This is a genomic window from Paenarthrobacter sp. TE4293, assembly GCF_050435325.1.
Classification (GTDB): domain Bacteria; phylum Actinomycetota; class Actinomycetes; order Actinomycetales; family Micrococcaceae; genus Arthrobacter; species Arthrobacter nitroguajacolicus_C.
Genome location: NZ_JBNJRY010000004.1, coordinates 25844 through 45547 on the forward strand (window position 1 = coordinate 25844; position 19704 = coordinate 45547).

Consider the following 19704-nt stretch of genomic DNA (forward strand, 5'->3'; position numbering starts at 1 on the left):
CTTAGATTGCGGCTGCGCCGCGCTCACCGGTCCTGACCCGGACTGCTTCGTAAACATCCACGGTCCAGACCTTGCCGTCACCGGCGCGGCCGGTGTTCGAGCTGGCGATGAGGACATCCAGGATGTCGTCGGCCTGCTCATCCGTGGCGAGGACCTCGATGCGGATCTTGGGCAACAGGTCCACGTTGTACTCGGCTCCCCGGTACACCTCGGTGTAGCCGCGCTGGCGGCCGTAGCCGCTGGCCGCGCTGACCGTCAGGCCCTGGACCCCGTATGCTTCGAGGCCTTCCCGGACTGCTTCAAGCTTTTCGGGTCGGACGATCGCTGTGATGAGCTTCATGCCTGGACACTCTCCTTGCCTTCTGCGGGGGTCTTGGCTGCTGCGGTCTCCGGCTTTCCGGTCATGGCCTCGTGCAGCGGCTGGAAGCTGCCACCGTGTCCGTTGACACCGAACTCGTAGGCCGTCTCAGCGTGCAGGCTGAGGTCGACGCCAACGTTCTCCTGTTCCGAGGAAACCCGGAAGCCCATGGTCTTGTGGATGGCGAAGGCGATGATGGCCGTCATGATGGCCGAGAAAGCGATGGCGATGCCGGCTGCTGCAAGCTGGGCCCACATCTGGGTCATGCCGCCGCCGTAGAAGAGGCCGCCGCCGACGCCGTCGACGGGAAGGGCGATGAAGCCCAGTGCCACGGTACCGATGATGCCGGAGACGAGGTGGACGCCCACAACATCCAGGGAGTCATCGAAGCCCCAGCGGAACTTGAGGCCGACTGCCAGGGCGGAGGCCACACCGGCAACCACGCCGAGCCCGAGGGCACCGACCGGGCTGACGTTGGCGCAAGCGGGGGTGATCGCCACGAGGCCGGCAACCACGCCGGATGCTGCGCCCAGCGACGTCGGGTGTCCGTCACGGATGCGTTCGGTAATGAGCCAGCCGATCATGGCCGCCGCGGGGGCCGCGAGGGTGTTGACCCAGATCAGCCCGCCCTGCTCGGCAGTAGTTGCTGCACCGCCGTTGAAGCCGAACCAGCCGAACCAGAGGATTGCTGCGCCGAGCATGACGAACGGGATGTTGTGCGGACGGTGGTTCGGGTCTTTGCCGAAGCCGCGACGGTTGCCAATGATGAGGACCAGGACGAGTGCGGCAACACCGGCGTTGATGTGCACCACAGTGCCGCCGGCGAAGTCGATGGCCGGGCCGAGGGCCTTGCCGATTGCGCCTTCAGGGCCGAACAGGCCGCCGCCCCAGACCATGTAGGCCAGCGGGCAGTAAACCAAAGTGACCCATACCGGAACGAAGATGCTCCAGGCGCCGAACTTTGCACGGTCGGCGATGGCGCCGCTGATCAGTGCCACCGTGATGATGGCGAACGTGGCTGCGTAGCCTACCTTGATCAAGCCGTCAGGAGTGCTGATGCCTTCCAGGCCGAAGGTGGCGAACGGGTTGCCCACGATCTCCAAGAAGCCTTCGCCGGAGCTCATTGAGGCGCCCCACAGCACCCAAACAACTCCGACAATTCCGATGGAGATAAAGCTCATCATCATCATGTTCAGGGCTGCTTTGGCGCGTGTCATGCCGCCGTAGAAAAATGCCAGACCAGGTGTCATGAACAGCACAAGCGCCGCCGCCACCATGACCCATACGTGACCTGCGGTAAGTTCCATGGTGCACGTTCCTCTCTTGCTAGATCTGCGGTTCAACCGCTGTCCTGACGCCGTTTGCGTCCTGCTTAAGAGTTTTGTGCCGCCGTGTTTCACCTGCTCGGGTTTTATATTGCGCGCTGGTTACAACAACCTCCCCAACGTAAATGGTGCATATCTCCGGTGTTACGGATATGTTTCAGGCGTCGGACTTCTCTGGAAATACCCAGCTTTTGAGCATCCGGCGCTTCGCAGCCCCCTGTCACCTCGAAGGACCAGACCCGTATGACCCAGTCGCCCCGATCCGTCAGAGTTCCAAGGATCCGGCAGGAGAAAGCACCATTGCCCCGCGATATTAAGGTGATGTTGGCAGCAGCCTTCCTGATCGCGTTGGGCTTCGGGCTGGTGGCACCCGTCCTGCCGCAATTTGCCACTACGTTCGACGTCGGCGCTACCGCCGCCGCTGTCATCGTGAGCATCTTTGCGTTCATGCGCCTGGTGTTCGCGCCGGCGGGTGGCGCCCTGATCGGGCGCTTTGGGGAGCGGAACGTCTACGTCTCGGGTTTGCTGATCGTGGCAGTGTCCACGGCAGCGTGCGCCTTCGCCGGGAACTACTGGCAGCTGTTGATTTTCCGGGGCCTTGGCGGGGCCGGATCCGTGATGTTTACGGTTGCGGCCATGGGACTGCTCATCCGCCTCGCGCCCCCTGAACGGCGCGGACGGGTGTCGGGTGCGTACGCTTCGGCATTCCTGATCGGCAGCGTCCTGGGTCCCGTGGTGGGCGGCTTGCTGGCAGGCTTTGGCCTCCGTGTTCCCTTCCTTGCCTATGCCGGTGCGCTGCTGGTGGCCGCGTTGGTGGTCCGGACCTTGCTGAGCGGCGAAGGCAACGCCGCAGAAGACGCTGCGCCGGCACCGGTCATGACGTTGAAGGAAGCACTCTCCGACTCCGCTTACCGCGCCGCGGTGTTCTCCAGTTTCGGCAACGGCTGGGTGACATTCGGCGTCCGCATGGCCACTATCCCGTTGTTCGCGGTGGCTGTCCTCCAGTCGAAGCCTGAGACGGCTGCCTGGGCCCTGGCCGTCTTTGCCGCCGGCAACGCCCTGGCGTTGACCTTCTCCGGGCGCCTGGCCGACGCCTGGGGACGGAAACCGCTGCTGATCCCTGGACTCCTCATGACCGGCGCGGCCACGGTCCTCATCGGACTCACTACCGACCTGACGGGGTTCTTCATCGCGTCCGCAGTGGCAGGATTCGGCTCCGGTTTGCTTGGCCCGGCGCAGCAGGCCGCCGTCGCAGATGTCATTGGCCGGGGACGCTCCGGCGGCAAGGTCCTCGCCGTTTTCCAGATGGCAGCGGACACCGGTGCGATCATCGGCCCCATCGTGGCGGGACTGCTTGCCGACCGGCTCGGCTACGGCTGGGCGTTCGGCATCACTGGCGGCGTGCTCCTCCTCACGGCGGCAGGCTGGCTGCTGGCCCGCGAGCCCCTTAAAACCAAAAACTGACCGGCAGCAGGGGAGCTCTGAGAATTCAGGACAACCGCTGCTGCCGGCCAGTTGGGCCGGGCGTCCGGCTGCTAGTTGAGCAGCGCGTCCACGAAACTCTCTGCGTCGAACGGCGCGAGGTCGTCCGGGCCTTCGCCGAGTCCGATCAGCTTGACCGGCACGCCCAGCGACTTCTGGATGGCCACCACGATGCCACCCTTGGCAGTTCCATCCAGCTTGGTGAGCACGATGCCGGTGATGTTCACCACCTCGGCGAAGACACGGGCCTGGTTGAGGCCGTTCTGTCCGGTGGTGGCATCCAGGACCAGCAGGACTTCATCGACTTCGGCGAGCTTTTCAATGACGCGCTTGACCTTGCCGAGCTCATCCATCAGGCCGGTCTTGTTCTGCAGGCGTCCTGCGGTGTCCACCATGACCACGTCGACCTCCTGGTCGATGCCGGCCTTGACGGCTTCGTAGGCCACGGAGGCGGGATCGGCGCCGTCGATGTCGGACTTTACCGTGGGCACACCCACGCGCTGTCCCCAGGTGGCCAACTGCTCGGCAGCAGCAGCGCGGAAAGTATCAGCGGCGCCCAACAGGACGTCCTTGTCTTCGGCAACCAGCACACGTGCCAGCTTGCCCACCGTGGTGGTCTTGCCGACGCCGTTCACGCCAACAACAAGTACGACGGCGGGCCGGTCACCCTTGCGTTCGACGTTCAACGAGCGGTCCATTCCGGGATCCACCAGCTTGATGAGCTCCTCCCGGAGCATGGCCTTGACGTCCTCCGGGCTGCGGGTACCCAGCACCTTGACGCGCTCACGCAGGGCGTCGACCAGCTGCAAGGTGGGTTCGGTGCCAAGGTCGGCCAGCAGGAGGGTTTCTTCCACCTCGTCCCACACGTTTTCGTCGATCTTGTCGCCCGACAACAGTGCCAGCAAACCCTTGCCCAGGATGTTGTTGGATTTGACCAGCCGGGCGCGCAGGCGGGTCAGGCGGCCTTCCACCGGCGCCGGAGTATCAATGGCAATGGTTTCAAGACCGGCGGCGTCATCCGGCACATCCGCGCCTTCAACAGCCCCATCAAACGTCGGGGCCGGGGCTTTCACCGCATCCGGGCGGTCCTCCACAAGGGTTCCGCCGCCCGCTGCCGGCGACTGTACGGGATCGTTCGCGTCACGGGTTCCGGGGTACTTCGCCCCGGACTTCCGGGCCTTCAGGAGTACCGGCACGAGTCCGCCGACCACCACGAGGGCAGCGAGAATGGACAGAATTATGGGTAGGAAATCGTTCACTCCCCTACCTTCTCATAAAGCTATGCCCCAGCACCGAGCCTCTGGCTGATCACCGTGGAGACACCGTCACCCCTCATCGTCACGCCGTAAAGTGCGTCAGCTACTTCCATGGTCCGTTTCTGGTGGGTGATCACAATCAACTGGCTGGACTCCCTCAGCTCCTCGAAAATAGTGATGAGCCGTCCCAGGTTGGTGTCGTCCAGTGCAGCTTCGACCTCGTCCATGACGTAGAACGGCGAGGGCCGCGCTTTGAAAATAGCTACGAGCAATGCCACTGCCGTAAGGGAGCGTTCGCCGCCGGAGAGCAGGGAGAGCCGCTTGATCTTCTTGCCGGCGGGCCGTGCCTCCACCTCGATTCCGGTGGTCAGCATGTCGTCTGGATCAGTGAGTACCAGCTTGCCCTCGCCGCCGGGGAAGAGCCGGGCAAAGACATGGTCAAACTGGGCCGATGTGTCGGCGAAGGCCTCAGTGAAGACCTGCTGGACCCGGGCGTCCACCTCCTTAATGATGTCCAGGAGGTCCTTGCGGCTGGACTTGAGGTCTTCGAGCTGCGAGCTGAGGAACTGATGCCGCTCCTCCAGCGCGGCGAACTCCTCGAGCGCCAGCGGGTTCACTTTGCCCAGGGCGGCAAGGTCCCGTTCAGCCTTCTTCAACCGCTTTTCCTGCTCTGCACGGACAAACGGAATGCCTTCAACGATCGCATCGCCGTTCTCGTCCACGGGGGCGCGGAGTTCTGCCCATTTGTCGGCGGTGGTTCCGGCGGGCACTGGGACAGGAAGGTGGGGGCCGTAGTCTGCCACGAGTTGCTCGGCGGAGAGGCCGAGTTCCTCGATGGAACGGGTCTCCAAGGCTTCGATCCGCAGGCGCTGCTGGGTTCGCGCCATTTCGTCCCGGTGCACGGAGTCCGTCAGTTCAGCAAGCTCCCGGGCCAAGGCATCGTTTCCGGACCTGACCCCGGTGAGTTCCTTCTCCAGTTGCTCCCGTGTCTGCTCCGCGAGGTCGCGTTCCCAGCCTGCCACCCCAACTGAGACATCGATGTACTGCAGCGCCTGGTCCACCGCCGCCGCCACGGCGGCAGCGCGTTGAGCCTGGGCACGCCGGCGCTGGGCACGGCGGGCCGCCTCTTCGCGGGCCCGCCGCTCGGTAGCTGCCGCGCGCTCAAGCGACGCGGCCCGGTTGCTGATGGCGCCCAGTTGCTCTTCGGCCGTCCGCAGGGCCAGCCGGGCTTCAGTTTCCAGGGAACGGGCAATCCTCGCCTGCGCTGCGAGTTCATCTCGTTGATCGGTGGACGGTTCTTCGTCCGGAGCTTCTTGCGCAGCGGCGAGCCGTTCCGCTGCCACTTCAAGGTCCAGCTGGGCCTCAGCGATGTTGGCTTCGGCTTTGGCCATGGAGGCGGCAAGCCTGTCGCTTTCGCCCACAGCACTGCGGAGGACGGAATTGAGGTGGCCAAGACGCTCGGCCACCGCAGCCAGGCGGGCATCGGACTCGTGCAGTCGCTCCAGCGCGGCATCGGCCCGGTCCTGCGCTTCGGCACGGCGGGACTGAGCTCCAGACAGGGCGAAGCGGCCCCGCTCCAGACGGGCTGTGACTTCCTGAAGGCGGGCGCCGGCGTCGTCCACGGCAGCCTGGACCTCCAGCAGCGACGGCGCCGTGGCCGAGCCGCCCGTGACTGTCAGTGATGTGAAGACGTCACCTTCCCTCGTCACCGCCTTCAGGTCCGGTTGTTCGGAGATGAATGTCGCCGCGGCGTCAAGATCGTCGACGACGGCGGTCCCCGCCAGAAGGGCCAACACGCCTTCCGCTGCGGGATCGGAAATTTTCACGACGTCGGTGGCCCAGCGGCCGCCGCCGGGAAGCGGCACGTCGGCTGGAGCTTCCCCGTCAGCAGCGAAACCGCCGGCGAGAAGCAGGGCTGCCCGTCCGGCGTCGTCGTCTTTCAAGGATCTCAGGGCTGCTGCTGCGCTGGCCGCATCTGCTACCACCAAGGCGTCCGAGGCGCTCCCCAAGGCTGCGGCGACGGCTGCCTCGAAACCTGGCTCAATGGCCACCATGGCAGCCAAGGGTCCAAGAACGCCCTCGGCCGAGAGGAGGCTGCCGGAGCCATCCTTCCGGTTGAGTCCCAGTTGGAGGGCATCCCTGCGCGCCGTCAAGGCGTCCCTCTCACGGACGGCCTCCCGTTCCGCGGCTTTCAGTTCCTCGATTTCGGCGATGACAGCATCCAGGACATCACTCGCGTTTTCGTAGTCTGCGTCGAGGCTCTCCTCCCCGTCCTCGACGCCGGCTACTTGTGATTCGAGGGCTGTGAATTCGCTTTGTGCTTTGCGGCGCCGTTCATCGCCGGACGCCAGGGATTCCCGGAGCCGGCCGCGTTCAGCTTCTGCGGCTTCGGCCCTGGACCTTGCGGCGGCTACTTGGCCGGCGAGCCTGGCGAGTCCTTCCCTGCGGTCCGCCGCTGCCCGCAACATGGCTGTGAGCCGCTTGTCTTCAGCGGCCGCGAGCGCTTCAGCGGCATCCTTGGCTACCGTAGCTTCGAGCAGCGCGGCTTGCTTCGCCAGGATGTCGTGCTGCAGGGCCGACTCTTCCTCGCGGACCCGGGCTGCCTGGCGTTCCAGCTGTTCCGGATCACGGCCGGTGTCGGCGGCAGCTTCCGAAGAACCCAACAGCCGGCGGCGTTCAGCAGCGAGGGAGCCCAAAGAACGCAGCCGCTCCCTGCCGGCGGAAAGCTGGTACCAATGATCACGCGCGGCGTTGAGCTTCGGGGTCGCTTCGGCGGCCTGTTGCTCCAGTGCGGCCTGGCGACGACGTCCCGTTCCGAGTCCTGCCTCGACCACCTGGCGCCGTTCCTTCAGCGCGGCTTCGTCGGCAACATCCTGCTCAAGACTGGTGGTCAGCTGCACAAGGTCGTCGGCCAGGAGGCGGGCCCTGGCATCCCGGACGTCGAATTGGACTGTCTGGGCTCTCCGGGCAATTTCTGCCTGCTTGCCCAAGGGGGTGAGCTGGCGCCGGATTTCTGCGGTGAGGTCACCGAGCCGTGCAAGGTTGGCTTGCATGGCTTCCAGCTTGCGGACCGTTTTTTCCTTGCGGCGGCGATGCTTGAGGATGCCCGCGGCTTCCTCGATGAAACCCCGGCGGTCCTCGGGGGTCGCATGGAGAACACGGTCCAATTGCCCCTGTCCCACGATGACGTGCATTTCCCTGCCAAGCCCGGAATCAGACAAAAGTTCCTGGATATCCAGGAGACGGCACGGTGCCCCGTTGATGGCGTACTCGGATCCACCGGTCCGGAAGAGTGTCCGGGAAATGGTGACTTCGCTGTATTCGATGGGTAGCGCGTTGTCTGCGTTGTCGATGGTGAGCGAAACGTGCGCGCGGCCCAAGGGTGGCCGGCCGGACGTGCCCGCGAAGATGACGTCTTCCATCTTGCCGCCGCGCAGTGTCTTGGCACCCTGCTCCCCCATGACCCAGGCCAAGGCATCCACCACATTGGATTTGCCTGACCCATTGGGACCGACGACAGCAGTGACGCCGGGCTCAAAGTCGAACGTCGTGGCCGACGCGAACGACTTGAATCCTCGGACAGTCAAACTTTTCAGGTGCAAGGCGCTTCGGTTCTCCTGGGTGGGCCCGGGTGGTTGTATCCCTAAATCTACTGCGGTTTGAGCGAAATCTACGGATCTGTTGCCGGAACGCCTTGTGGTCGGCAAGCCACACCCCTACACTCCTGCCAAGGGCTACTTGGCCTCCGCGTTCCGGTGATCCGGCTACGGCATGAACTTCGGTCCAGCCACTGCCGGATCCGGTCCCGATCTTCGGAACGTCGATCCAGGTACCAAGCCCGCGTGTTCCATAACTGAAGATCTTGGTTTGACCCTGGCTGGGGAGCGGCAAGCAGGGACCGTGCGTGAAATCGCGGACCCGCATTCGCATTTTCGGCGCGCCACCCCAGGAGTTCTGATGCCCGGTACTTCAGCTAACCCACACCAGCGAGTCCTCAAGGGCTTCTTAGTGCCCTTGGTGATTGCCATGGTGGCGGCTCTCTTGCCGCTTGCCGCACCAGCGGCGATGGCTGCGGGTCCCTGTGATCCCGTGGTAAATGCCGTGGCCTGTGAGAACTCCAAGACAGGCAGTCCGCCGTCGGAGTGGGACATCAATGGTGCAGGCGACGACAGCATCCAGGGCTTCTCCACGGAGATCAGCGTCAATGCCGGCCAGCCCATCCGTTTCAAGGTGGATACGAACGCGCCCAGCTACACCATCGGGATCTACCGGACAGGCTGGTACGCGGGCAACGGCGCGCGCAAGATCGCAGACGTAACGCCCTCCGTCCTGCGCCAGAACCAACCGGCGTGCCGCAGTGACGTGGCCACCGAGTTGTACGACTGCGGCACATGGGCAGTGTCGGCAACCTGGCAGGTCCCCGCCACCGCCGTGTCCGGGGTGTACATCGCACTCCTCCGGCGTCCTGATACAGGAGCGAAGAGCCACATCACGTTCATCGTCCGCAACGACGGCAACCGTTCCGCCGTCGTCTTCCAGACCGCGGACCAGACGTGGCAGGCCTACAACACTTATGGCGGCTCGGACTTCTACCAAGGGGCCGCAAACGGCCGGTCCTACAAAGTCAGCTACAACCGCCCCATGGCAACCAGGGATGGTCCGGGCGGCAGGGACTTCTACTTCTCCAACGAATACCCCATGGTCCGTTTCCTTGAGCAGAACGGCTACGACGTCAGCTACATCAGCGGACTTGATACTGACCGCAGCGGCGCCGAGTTGCTGAACCACAAAGTCTTCCTGTCGGTAGGCCACGACGAATACTGGTCCGGTCCCCAGCGCGCCAACGTCACAGCCGCGAGGGACGCCGGCGTGAACCTCCAGTTCCTGTCGGGCAACGAAATGTACTGGCGCACCAGGTTTGAGCCTTCAACTGTTGACGGTGCCGCCAACCGCACCCTGACCTGCTACAAGGAAACCTGGGGAAATGCCAAGATCGATCCCAGCGCACAATGGACGGGCACGTGGCGGGACCCCCGCTTCGCGTCCCAGGCCAACGGTGGCGGCCTTCCCGAAAACGGACTGACCGGGACAATGTACATGTCCAACCACTCCGACCTGCCAGTCACCGTGAAAGCTGACGAAGGCAAAACCAGGCTCTGGCGGAACACCACGCTGGCATCGCTGGCGACGGGTTCCTCGGCAGCCCTGGCGCCACACACCGTCGGCTATGAATCCAACGAGGACCTCGACAACGGCTTCCGGCCAGCGGGACTCATCCGGCTCTCCACCACTGTGGGCAGCGTTCCGGAGTACCTGCAGGACTTCGGTAATACCGTCGCCCCCGGGAGTACCACCCACAACGTGACCCTCTACCGCGCAGCCAGTGGCGCGCTGGTCTTCTCAGCCGGCAGCGTCCAGTGGACTTGGGGCCTGGACCAGGAGCACGACGGCGATGGCGCGGCAGCCGATGTCCGCATGCGGCAGGCGCAGGTCAACATCCTCGCCGACATGGGCGCCCAGCCAGCCACCCGGGCGGCCGGGCTGGTTGCCGCGGTCGCCAGCAGCGATACCACCAAGCCGACCGCCGCCATTTCCGCTCCTGCCAACGGAGCCACCGTGGCGCACGGCAGCAGCATCACCGTCACCGGAACCGCCACGGACGTTGGCGGGGTGGTGGCCGGCGTCGAAGTGTCAACGGACGGCGGCGCTACCTGGCACCCGGCCACGGGCAAGCAAAGCTGGACCTACACCTACATCCAGAAGGGCCTCGCCACAGCAACCATCCAGGCCCGGGCCATCGACGACAGCGCCAACATCGGTGCGGCTGTCACCAGGAACCTGACCTTGAGCGGACCTTACAGCGTGTTCGGCCAAACGGTACCTGTGGTCAAGGACTCCGGCGACGCCGGCGCCTACGAAATGGGTTTGCGGTTCACACCGTCAACAGATGGCTTCATTACCGGAGTCCGCTTCTACAAGAGCACCGCCAATACCGGCACCCACACGGGTTCCTTGTGGAGCTCAACCGGCGAGCGCCTTGCCACCACGACATTCACCAATGAGACGGCATCGGGCTGGCAAACAGCACTGTTCAGCCAGGCCGTGCCTGTTGCTGCCGGCCAGAAATACACTGTTTCCTACTGGGCGCCCAACGGCCACTACGCCACCAAGGACTACCAATGGGCCAGCTTTGGTTCCACGGAAGCACCACTGAAGGTCGCTGGTGGTTTCGGAGCTGAACCGGCCGGTGTCTACAGCACATCGCAGGGCTTCCCCACCACCAGCTACAACGGTGGCAACTACTTCGCGGACGCGCTCTTCAGCACCGTCGACAGCTCCCCCATGACGGTCTCGGGCCACTCCCCCATCCCGTCGTCGTCGAGCGTGTCCGTGAACACCAAAGTGAGCGCTGTCTTCTCCAAGCCCGTCACAGCGGCCAGTGTCCAGCTGACGCTCCAGTCGGCGTCGGGCCCGGTTGCAGGCACAACGGCCTATGACGCCGCAACGCGGCGGGCAACGTTCACGCCGTCGAGCGCGTTGGCGTTCAGTACGCAATACACGGCCACGTTGTCCGGCACCGATTCGGTCGGAGGTCCAGTGACAGCCGGCGGGACCTGGTCCTTTACCACCGCAGCGACGCTGCCCGTTCCGGGTGCCTGCCCCTGCAGCTTCTACGATGACTCCGTCACACCGGGCATCGCCGAACTGCGTGAAGGTGTGCCCGTGACGCTCGGGATCAGGTTCTCCAGTGTTTCCGCAGGTGAAGTACTGGGAATCCGCTTCTACAAGTCCGCTGGAAACACCGGCACCCATAACGGCGCCCTCTATACTGCGACAGGTCAGCAACTGGCCACCGTGGCGTTCACGAACGAGAGTGCCTCTGGGTGGCAGACGGCAATGCTCAGCCAGCCAGTCCAGATGGCAGCCAACACCGAGTACATCGTGTCCTACAAGTCGCTGACCGGCACCTATTCGGCCACTGCCAACGGATTCGGGTCAGGACTCAGTGTCGGACCACTGCGGGCAGCTTCGGATGCAGGGGCTTATACCTACAGCGGCGACTTTGCCGCTTCACGATCGACGGCCAGCTACTTGGTGGACGTCGTGGTGACAGTGCCCAATACGCCGTTTACTGTCGGCTCCCACTCGCCGATGCCGAACGCCTCAAGCGTTCCGCTGAACACTGCAATCTCCGCAGTGCTCTCCGAAGCTGCAGTAGCCTCCAGCGTCAGCATGGCCGTGAAAGCGACCAGCGGGGCTGCGATAGCCGGGACATCGGCCTATGACTCAGCGACGCGCAAGGTCACCTTCACGCCCACTGCTCCGCTGGCCGCAGGTACCTCGTACACCGCTACGGTGACGGCAACATCTGTTTCCGGCCAGCCCATGTCCGGCGGCGGAACATGGACCTTCACCACAGTTCCGCCGCCGCGCACACCAGGAGTCTGCCCGTGCACGCTTTACCAGGACACGGTGACGCCCACGACGCCCGATGCCGACGACGGAGTTTCGTTGTCCCTCGGCGTCAGGTTCGCCAGCGACACTGCCGGCCAGATCACGGGAGTGCGCTTCTACAAGGCGGCCGGCAACACGGGAACCCACACCGGTTCGCTGTACACGGCGGCCGGACAACTCCTGGCCACCGTAACCTTCACCAATGAGTCCAGCACTGGCTGGCAGACCGCAACGTTCAGCCAGCCGGTCAGTATCGATGCCGACACTGAATATGTGGCAGCCTACAAGGCTCCCACCGGCAAGTACTCCTACAGCGCCAGCGGATTTGGTGCAGGCCTGACCAGCGGGCCACTGCGCACGGCTGCTGACTCGGGTGCTTTCGGCTACAACACGGACTTCCCGGGTTCCTCCTCCACGGCCAGCTACCTGGTGGACGTAGTGTTCGCCACGCCCACCCAGCCCCTGACCGTCACAGAACAGGTTCCTGCCCCGGGTGCCACCGGCATTCCAACGGATGTGAAACCGTCCATTACCTTCTCGAACGCCATCAACGCTGGTTCGTCCTTCACCCTGACGGCGAACGGGGCATCCGTTGCCGGCACGGCCGCACTGTCTGCGGACAGCAAGTCGATAACATTCACCCCGGCCGCGGCACTGCCCAACAGCACGGTCGTTACTGCCAGTGTGGCCAACGTCGTCTCCCAACAAGGTCAGGCGTTCCCCACCACCACCTGGCAGTTCACCACTGCTGCCCCGACCGTTCAGGTGTCCACGATCTTCGGATCGCTGACACCGCAGGTAGTTTCCGCATCAGATGTCATGCCAGTGGAACTTGGGACCGCCTTCAGTGTTTCGCAGGCCGGAAATGTGACCGGCATACGTTTCTACAAGGGGGCCGGCAATACAGGCACCCACGTCGGATCGCTGTGGAACTCGGCTGGCACCCGCCTGGCCCAGGTGACGTTCACCAATGAGACGGCCACGGGCTGGCAGTCCGCTACGTTGTCCGCCCCGGTGGCCTTGGTGACCGGACAAACATACGTGGTGTCCTACAGGGCACCCAACGGCCGCTACTCCTATACCTCGGCGTTCTTCAACCAGACCTATACGAGCGGGGTATTCACAGCCAGTGGCCCGAACAATGGCCGCTACCGGTACGGTTCCGGCGGGGTTATGCCAGCCAACTCCTGGAATGCGACCAACTACTTTGTGGATGTGGTGTACTCCACCACCGCTGCTCCCTCCCAACAGGTGGCTGCGCCATCACCGTCGCCAACGGCTACACCGACGGCCACTCCGACGCCGTCACCCACGGCAACAGCGACGGCGACACCCTCACCCAGCCCTACTCCCAGTCCAACGCAGTCAGGCGGGTTGCTCTGCGGACTGCTCGGGACCTGCTGAGGGCACCTGCCGCTGTAATCGTCCTGCTCGTTCAGCGAACCACGCTTGGCGACCACGCATGGGCGATGAACAAGCTCGGCTGCGAGCCGGGTTCGGTACCCAACTGCCAGATGTTGCTGTCCCCCTCCACGGCCTCATCCGCCAAGCCGTAGAGGAGGTTCTGGTTGTCCAGCCACTCGATCTGGTCATCGACGCTGCGCTTCTCTGCGAGCACACTTTCCTGACCCGACGCGAGGTCAAGAACGGCGACCTTCCAATGGGCAGCCAGCGCCCCGCCGTCGTTCTTCTTATAGGCGATCCGCGTGCCGTCAGGCGAGATCGACGGGCACTCCACGTGATCATGGATGGCGGTCAAAGTCTTCGCGGACAGGCTCCCCCGGACCAGCCAGATACGACCCGACGATGCTGCGGTGGCGTAGAAGACATCACTCTGGCCGGGAGCAAAAGTCACTCCCCAGATGTTCCTGTCCGTGGTAACCAAGCGCTCCCCGTTCACCATCAGGGCAAAGTCCTCAAGGTTTCCGGAGGACCCCCCGGGCAGGCTGATTTCAGTGGCTGTGGAAAAGCCAGCCGTAGCGTAGGAGTGACCGGTGACAAAAACCGTGGTGGCAATCATGGACCCGTCAGCGCTGATCCTGGTCCTGCTCGGGATGCCCGGGACAGGCCACGCCCGCTGTTGTTGCCAGTCCCGATCCAGCACCACCGCTTCGAAGGCGGTCACCAGCCCCCGGTTGGTCTTGAGGCACACCACGCTGTCCGGTGTCCCATAGACGCGGTCGCACTCCTGCTCGCTCACGGCCCGGGTTCCACCCGGATCGGACAGCGGCACAGTTGCCGCGTTGCCGTATCCCTGGCCTGACGCCGTATTCCGGAAGAGAACGAAGGGAGCATTGGGAAGGGGTTGGCCCGCTGTGACACCCACTGATGAGGCGGCCATCCGGCTTTCTTCGAAGCGCTGGTACGCCCCAATGGCATAGATTCCGGCCGCCGCCAGCACAAGCGCCGTCACTGCAAGGAGAACGCCCCAACGCACCCTGCTGCCGGTCAGCGTCCCGCTCATGCCTCGCTGCCCACGTCCTGGCCCACCGAAGGCCGGGCGTTCCGCAGGATCACGGCGACAGCCACCACCGCGCAGGCCAGGAGTCCACCAGCCACCACCATGGCCGTTGGTGCACCCACGGCGTACCAGAGCACTCCAAAGCCCGCGGAAGCCGCCATCCGGCTCAGTGCCACTACTGTCTGTGCCGAAGCAATCCCGGTGGCAAGTTTTCCTGGTGGAGTCAACTGGCTGGCCAAGGCGGCCAGGACGCCGTCGGTTGCCGCATAGAAGGCTCCCAACAGGATCAGGCACCCCACGGTGCCCCATAGTCCCCCGAAGGGTGCCGCGGCCAGAAGGTAGGTGGCCAGCAAGGCAAGGTGGCCGCCCACGAAGACCGGCACTTTGCCCACCCTGTCAGCCAGCCGCCCCAGGGGGATTGCCAGGGCCAGGAAGACCACGTTGGTGCCGACGAAGAGCAGGGGAAACCACTGGACAGCAAACGAATCCCGGGCTTGGAGCACCAGGTAGATGAAGCCATCGCCAATGGTGACCAGTCCCAGGAGGCCGGCCGCGATGAGCAGTTTGCCCAGGCCGGGTTCCTTGAAATGCCTCCAGGACAAAGCGAAGAGCCGTTTGCCGTCCCTGCCCTCGGGGTTTTTCAGGCCTTGAGCGCGGATGTCCGGCACCACGAGCGCCAGGACGGCGACTCCGATCACGGCGAAAGCGAGGGACACCACAAAAACTGTGCTGAACCCGTTGGGAATCATCAGCAGGACAAAGAACGCGATCAACGGTCCAGCCGCGGCCCCTATGTTGTCCAGCATCCTGTGGACGCCAAAGGACCGGGCTAAATGTTCGGGTTGGGCGGACACCGAGATCAGCGCGTCCCTGGGTGCCGTGCGAATGCCCTTTCCGATCCGGTCGCCGGTCACAATGGCCGCAATAGCCCAGAATCCTCCAGCGAACAGGAAACCAATCCTGGCGAGCATGGACAGCCCATATCCGGCCAACGCTATCCGTTTGGGATGGCCACTGCGATCGGCTGCCCAACCAGCCGCGATCCTCACGATGGCGCTGGCGCCCTGGTTGATGCCGTCAATGAAGCCAAAGGCGATGGTCGTCAGCCCCAGGAACCCTGTGACGTACAACGGAAGGATGGCCGTGACGGATTCAGAGGAAACATCGGTCACCATGCTCACGATGCCCAACCACAGGATGACCGGGGACAAACGGAACGGCACCTCGGTTGCCAGTGCCGTTCCATTGCCCTGTGGCTTGCCCCGTTTACCGCCGCTGCGGTCTGAGAGAGAAATGTACATCGGTTCCCCTAGTCCGCCGTTGTGTGCAGGCTGCCCAACAGCTGGAAACGTGAGCTGCCCGTTCCGGTCGTCGCCACCGAAACCGTCACGGTGTCTGTGCCCCGGACAAACCTCGCAGCCACTGCACCATCGGCAGCGGGAGCGTCCTCGGACCAGAATCCGTGGGACACCAACGATTGCCGGAAGGAATCCAGGACCTCGGCCTGTGGTTTGGCAATGATGCCGTCCGCCGTCAGCTGGAGAATGTCCCCGGACGTTGACACCGACGTCGATCCAATGGTGGTCCCGGAGGGCAGCGTGAGGATGTCCCCGGGCCAACCGTCCACCAGCTCACCGGACGCCCGGCCGGGTTGCGGGAGTGCACCAGTGATGAGCGGCGCCGGCGCGGAAGCTTCTGGCAAACCTGTAGGAGTGGCTGTGACCGGCGGGAGGACCTCGAGGGGTTTGGCCGTAGGTGCGGCGGCACTGCTCTCAGGACCGTTGGTCCCGCTGCCCACGCCACCGGTAGTGGCGGCGCCCGACGCCGGACTGCCCGATGCGGGCGCGTCGGCACCAGTGGAACCGGCACCTGGGGCAGGGCTTGAACTGGAGGACTGCGGACTTTGCGCGGAAGAGGACCCAGGCTTCGCCATCTGGTCCAGCACTATGGCCACGGCGGCAATCAGCACAGCCAGGCAAATACCCGCTATGACCAGCCGCCGCGCCATCATGGCATACCTGGACCGGCCGGACCGCGGACCGGGCAGTTTGATCCGGAGTCGAAAACAGCCGCGGGTAGAACTGACGCCACCTGCGTTGAGGTGGCGTTGATCCTTGCGATGGCGATTCGAAGCGCCAAGCTGTTCATGGGGACAGTCTGCCATCGCGATCCGGATTCCGGAACAGTTTTGGCCCTACCAACGTCCGTTCCGCGGACGGGGTTGGCATACCGGGCACGTATAGGAGGAACGGTTCATGAACTGCTCCCTCTTCATGATGCTCTGCAGGCCGACTGCTTCGCAGCGGCCGCATAGTTCCCCTGCGCGACCGTAGGCGTTGAGCGACCGCGCAAAGTACCCGGAATCGCCGTTGACGTTGACATAGAGGGAATCAAAACTTGTCCCTCCAGCGGCCAAGGCGGCGTTCATGACATCCTTGACCGCTTCCACCAGCCGCTCAGCCTCCGGACGGCGCATGGTGTCGGTGGCCCTTGCGTAGTGGAGACGGGCGCGCCACAAGGCCTCATCCGCATAGATGTTGCCAATACCGGAGATGACGGACTGGTCCAGCAGCGCCCTCTTGATACCTGTCTTGCGGCTCTTGATCTTTCGATGAAAGGCGTCAAAGGAGAAATACGGGTCCAGCGGATCCCGGGCGATATGCGATGCTTCCTCCGCGATCTCCGGCAAGGGTGTCTCGCCCAGGCCACCAGGGCCGCCGTCGGACGTCGGGACCAACGACGTCACGAACAGGCCCCCGAAAATCCGCTGGTCAACAAACCGCAATTGCTCCGGCATGTCCTCGGCCGGGCTGAGCGTGATCCTGACCTTGAGGTGCTTTTCATCAGGGACTGCCGGGTCCTGCATCAGCAGTTGCCCGCTCATTCCCAGATGGGCCATCAGCGCCACCTTCGGAAGGGAGCGGTCGGGGTGCATCGCTGTGCTGCTTTCCGTGCCGCCGCCCGCGGAGGTCATGGCGAGGGGCATCCACAGGAACTTCCCGCGCCGAACGACGTCCAGCACAGTGGCGTGCTCCAGGTTGCCGATGAAGTCTTCCGTTCCAAGGGCGTGGCGTCGGATGGAACGAGGATCAAGGACCTCGACGCCTGTAATGGAACGGCCACGGACCCAACGGGCCAAGCCACGGCGCACTACTTCGACTTCGGGAAGCTCAGGCATGGAACCTCAGGCGGAAGCGGGGCCGGCAGTACTGGGGTCCAAGGCGGTCAGCGCACGCCAGGCATCAGCTGCGGCTTCCTGCTCCGCTTCCTTCTTGGAATGACCCGAGCCCCGTCCGTAGGGAGTTCCGCCGATGTTCAACACGGCCTCGAAAGTACGGGCGTGGTCCGGTCCGGAACCTTCCACGGCATAGTGGATGGCACCAAGCTGCCGGCTGGCCGTCAGTTCCTGGATGCTGGTCTTCCAATCGGTTCCAGCTCCCAGGGCGCCGGCGTCCTTGAGCAGCGGACCAACCAACCGCATGACCAATTGGCGGGCGGTCTCCATGTCGTTCGACAGGTAGGTGGCGCCAATCAACGCTTCCATGGTGTCGGCCAGGATGGAGGCCTTGTTCTTACCGTCGGTCAGCTTCTCGCCTTGCCCGAGATAAATGAACTCGCCTACGCCGATGGCCCGGCCGATCCCGGCCAGCGCACGGGTACTCACGACGGCGGAGCGCCGCTTGGCAAGCTCGCCTTCGGGCAGGGTGGGGTTCTCACGGTAGAGGGAATCGGTGACGGAGAATCCCAGGATGGAGTCGCCGAGGAACTCGAGGCGCTCGTTGGTGGGGATCCCACCGTTCTCATACGCGTATGAGCGATGTGTCAGAGCAAGACGAAGCGTCTCGGTGTCAATCGAGACACCGAGACGCTTCAGAAGCTCTTCAGTTGAAGACATCCTTAGTCAGCCTGTACGGCAGATTAGGCGTCTGCGACCTTGCGGCCCTTGTATTCAAGGAACAGCGCGGTGCCGGCAGAGTCAGTAACGACCTTTGCCTGGTGCGGCAGGCTGTAGGTAACCTGACCGTTTTCGATGGTCTTGACCAAGTTGGGGGCAGTTGCCTTCCACTGGGCACGGCGGGCGCGTGTATTTGCGCGAGACATTTTCCGCTTGGGAACAGCCACGGCTATCTCATTTCTCTCTTAGACGAACACTTACTAATCGGTTTGCCGGTCAGTCTTAGCCAGATCAGCTAGGGCAGCCCAGCGAGGGTCAATGACCTCGTGGTGGTGCCCCGGCTCGTCTTCCAGGCGCGCTCCGCATTCGGAGCACAGACCCTGGCAGTCTTCCCGGCACACCGGCTGGAACGGCAGCATAGTGACAACTGCGTCCCGCAACACCGGCTCAAGATCGATCAGATCGTACTCGACTCGACGTTGCTCTTCATCGTCTTCTTCGCCCGAAAGCTCTACGCCTTCATAGAAGAAAAGTTCTTGCACATTGACTTCAAGGTCATACGCAAGGGGATCCAGGCATCGGCCGCACTCGCCGGTTACTTCGACGATTACACTGCCGGATACCAGAATTCCTTCGTGTACGGCCTCAAGGCGAAGATCCAGCTCGACATCCGAGCCTTCCTTCACGCCAATGAGCGCCACACCAAGGTCACTTGGCGCAGGTACATGCTCGTTGAGTGTCCGCATGGTCCCTGGACTGCGTCCAAGGTCCTTGACTACCAGCGCCAAGGGCGAACTTGCATCTCGCTTAATGAGAACTCCTGTAGAACATATGACCGACGTACCATCTTAGCCTGATCACGCTTGAGGACTCAAACCGACGCCGGGCGCGCGTAAATGCGCGGTGGTTTCAGCTTGGGGCACTCCGCATAAAGGCGCGAGGTACCCGACAAGCCTACCCTTTGCGCGGGTGTTCCGTTGCAGGCTCGCCAGCAAGGAGCCGCTTCAGCACGGATTTAGGGACAAAGTCCGAGATGTCCCCTCCCAGAACGTTGACCTCTTTGATCAGTGTCGACGACAGGTGGACGTAATGTGCTTCGGCCGGAAGGAACACCGTTTCGATGCCGGCCAACTGGCGGTTCATGGTGGCCATGGGCAGTTCGTAGTCGAAATCGGACGATGAACGGAGACCTTTGACGATGGCCGAGACGCCCCGGTGTCGACAGTACTCGGCCAACAATCCTTCGCCCATGGGTTCGACGATGATTCCCCTGAGGGATGCCAGCGTTTCGCGTGCCATCTCCATGCGGTCTTCGAGGCTGAACCTGTACTTCTTTGCATAGTTGGTGGACACAGCCACGATGACTTCGTCAAACAGGCCCGCGGCCCGGGCAATGACTTCGAGATGTCCGTTGTGGATAGGGTCAAAGGATCCAGGGCATACCGCTCGTCTCATGACTCGAACCTACCCCA

The 19704-nt window shown here is 63.6% G+C and carries 14 protein-coding genes; 2 read left to right on the forward strand and 12 right to left on the reverse strand.

Annotation, left to right across the window (positions count from 1 at the left end; translation table 11 throughout):
• Nucleotide 1 precedes the first annotated feature (1 nt).
• Nucleotides 2-340 (reverse strand): P-II family nitrogen regulator, encoded by a 339-nt coding sequence (locus QF015_RS09015; protein ID WP_017199639.1) that lies wholly within the window; start codon nt 338-340, stop codon nt 2-4.
• On the reverse strand, nt 337-1665 hold the full coding sequence (locus QF015_RS09020) for an ammonium transporter (protein WP_310208658.1): 1329 nt from the start codon (nt 1663-1665) through the stop codon (nt 337-339). Before QF015_RS09020 ends, QF015_RS09015 begins: the two co-directional genes overlap by 4 nt.
• A gap of 261 nt (nt 1666-1926) precedes the next feature.
• On the opposite strand from QF015_RS09020, the gene QF015_RS09025 reads away from it, so the two are divergent.
• Complete coding sequence (locus QF015_RS09025; RefSeq protein ID WP_429388514.1) at nt 1927-3147, forward strand: MFS transporter; 1221 nt, start codon at nt 1927-1929, stop codon at nt 3145-3147.
• Between the two features lie 71 nt (nt 3148-3218).
• Here QF015_RS09025 and ftsY read toward each other — a convergent pair whose 3' ends face one another.
• The gene (gene ftsY / locus QF015_RS09030) at nt 3219-4424 is read right to left on the reverse strand and encodes a signal recognition particle-docking protein FtsY (RefSeq protein WP_310208662.1); all 1206 of its coding nucleotides are present in this window, start codon (nt 4422-4424) and stop codon (nt 3219-3221) included.
• Nucleotides 4425-4444: 20 nt separating this feature from the next.
• Nucleotides 4445-8023 (reverse strand): chromosome segregation protein SMC, encoded by a 3579-nt coding sequence (smc, locus tag QF015_RS09035; protein WP_429388515.1) that lies wholly within the window; start codon nt 8021-8023, stop codon nt 4445-4447.
• Between the two features lie 355 nt (nt 8024-8378).
• On the opposite strand from smc, the gene QF015_RS09040 reads away from it, so the two are divergent.
• A complete protein-coding gene (locus QF015_RS09040) occupies nt 8379-13280 on the forward strand; it encodes a DUF4082 domain-containing protein (protein WP_429388517.1) in 4902 nt (1633 codons plus the stop codon).
• A 31-nt stretch (nt 13281-13311) separates the two neighbouring features.
• On the opposite strand, the gene QF015_RS09045 is transcribed toward QF015_RS09040, so the two are convergent.
• The 8 genes from QF015_RS09045 to coaD form a co-directional block, all read right to left on the reverse strand.
• Complete coding sequence (locus QF015_RS09045; RefSeq protein WP_429388520.1) at nt 13312-14340, reverse strand: TolB family protein; 1029 nt, start codon at nt 14338-14340, stop codon at nt 13312-13314.
• Nucleotides 14337-15638 (reverse strand): MFS transporter, encoded by a 1302-nt coding sequence (locus QF015_RS09050; RefSeq protein WP_429388522.1) that lies wholly within the window; start codon nt 15636-15638, stop codon nt 14337-14339. The genes QF015_RS09045 and QF015_RS09050 overlap by 4 nt, the downstream gene beginning before the upstream one ends.
• An 8-nt stretch (nt 15639-15646) precedes the next feature.
• Complete coding sequence (locus QF015_RS09055; RefSeq protein ID WP_310208671.1) at nt 15647-16348, reverse strand: hypothetical protein; 702 nt, start codon at nt 16346-16348, stop codon at nt 15647-15649.
• A 183-nt stretch (nt 16349-16531) separates the two neighbouring features.
• Nucleotides 16532-17515: a bifunctional DNA-formamidopyrimidine glycosylase/DNA-(apurinic or apyrimidinic site) lyase gene (gene mutM / locus QF015_RS09060; RefSeq protein WP_310208672.1), complete on the reverse strand. Its 984-nt coding sequence runs from the start codon at nt 17513-17515 to the stop codon at nt 16532-16534.
• A gap of 6 nt (nt 17516-17521) precedes the next feature.
• Nucleotides 17522-18232: a ribonuclease III gene (gene rnc, locus QF015_RS09065; protein WP_310208674.1), complete on the reverse strand. Its 711-nt coding sequence runs from the start codon at nt 18230-18232 to the stop codon at nt 17522-17524.
• A gap of 23 nt (nt 18233-18255) precedes the next feature.
• Complete coding sequence (gene rpmF, locus QF015_RS09070; RefSeq protein ID WP_011775139.1) at nt 18256-18459, reverse strand: 50S ribosomal protein L32; 204 nt, start codon at nt 18457-18459, stop codon at nt 18256-18258.
• Between the two features lie 33 nt (nt 18460-18492).
• Nucleotides 18493-19020: a YceD family protein gene (locus QF015_RS09075; protein ID WP_310208676.1), complete on the reverse strand. Its 528-nt coding sequence runs from the start codon at nt 19018-19020 to the stop codon at nt 18493-18495.
• Nucleotides 19021-19186: 166 nt separating this feature from the next.
• Complete coding sequence (coaD, locus tag QF015_RS09080) at nt 19187-19687, reverse strand: pantetheine-phosphate adenylyltransferase (protein ID WP_310208678.1); 501 nt, start codon at nt 19685-19687, stop codon at nt 19187-19189.
• Nucleotides 19688-19704 lie beyond the last annotated feature (17 nt).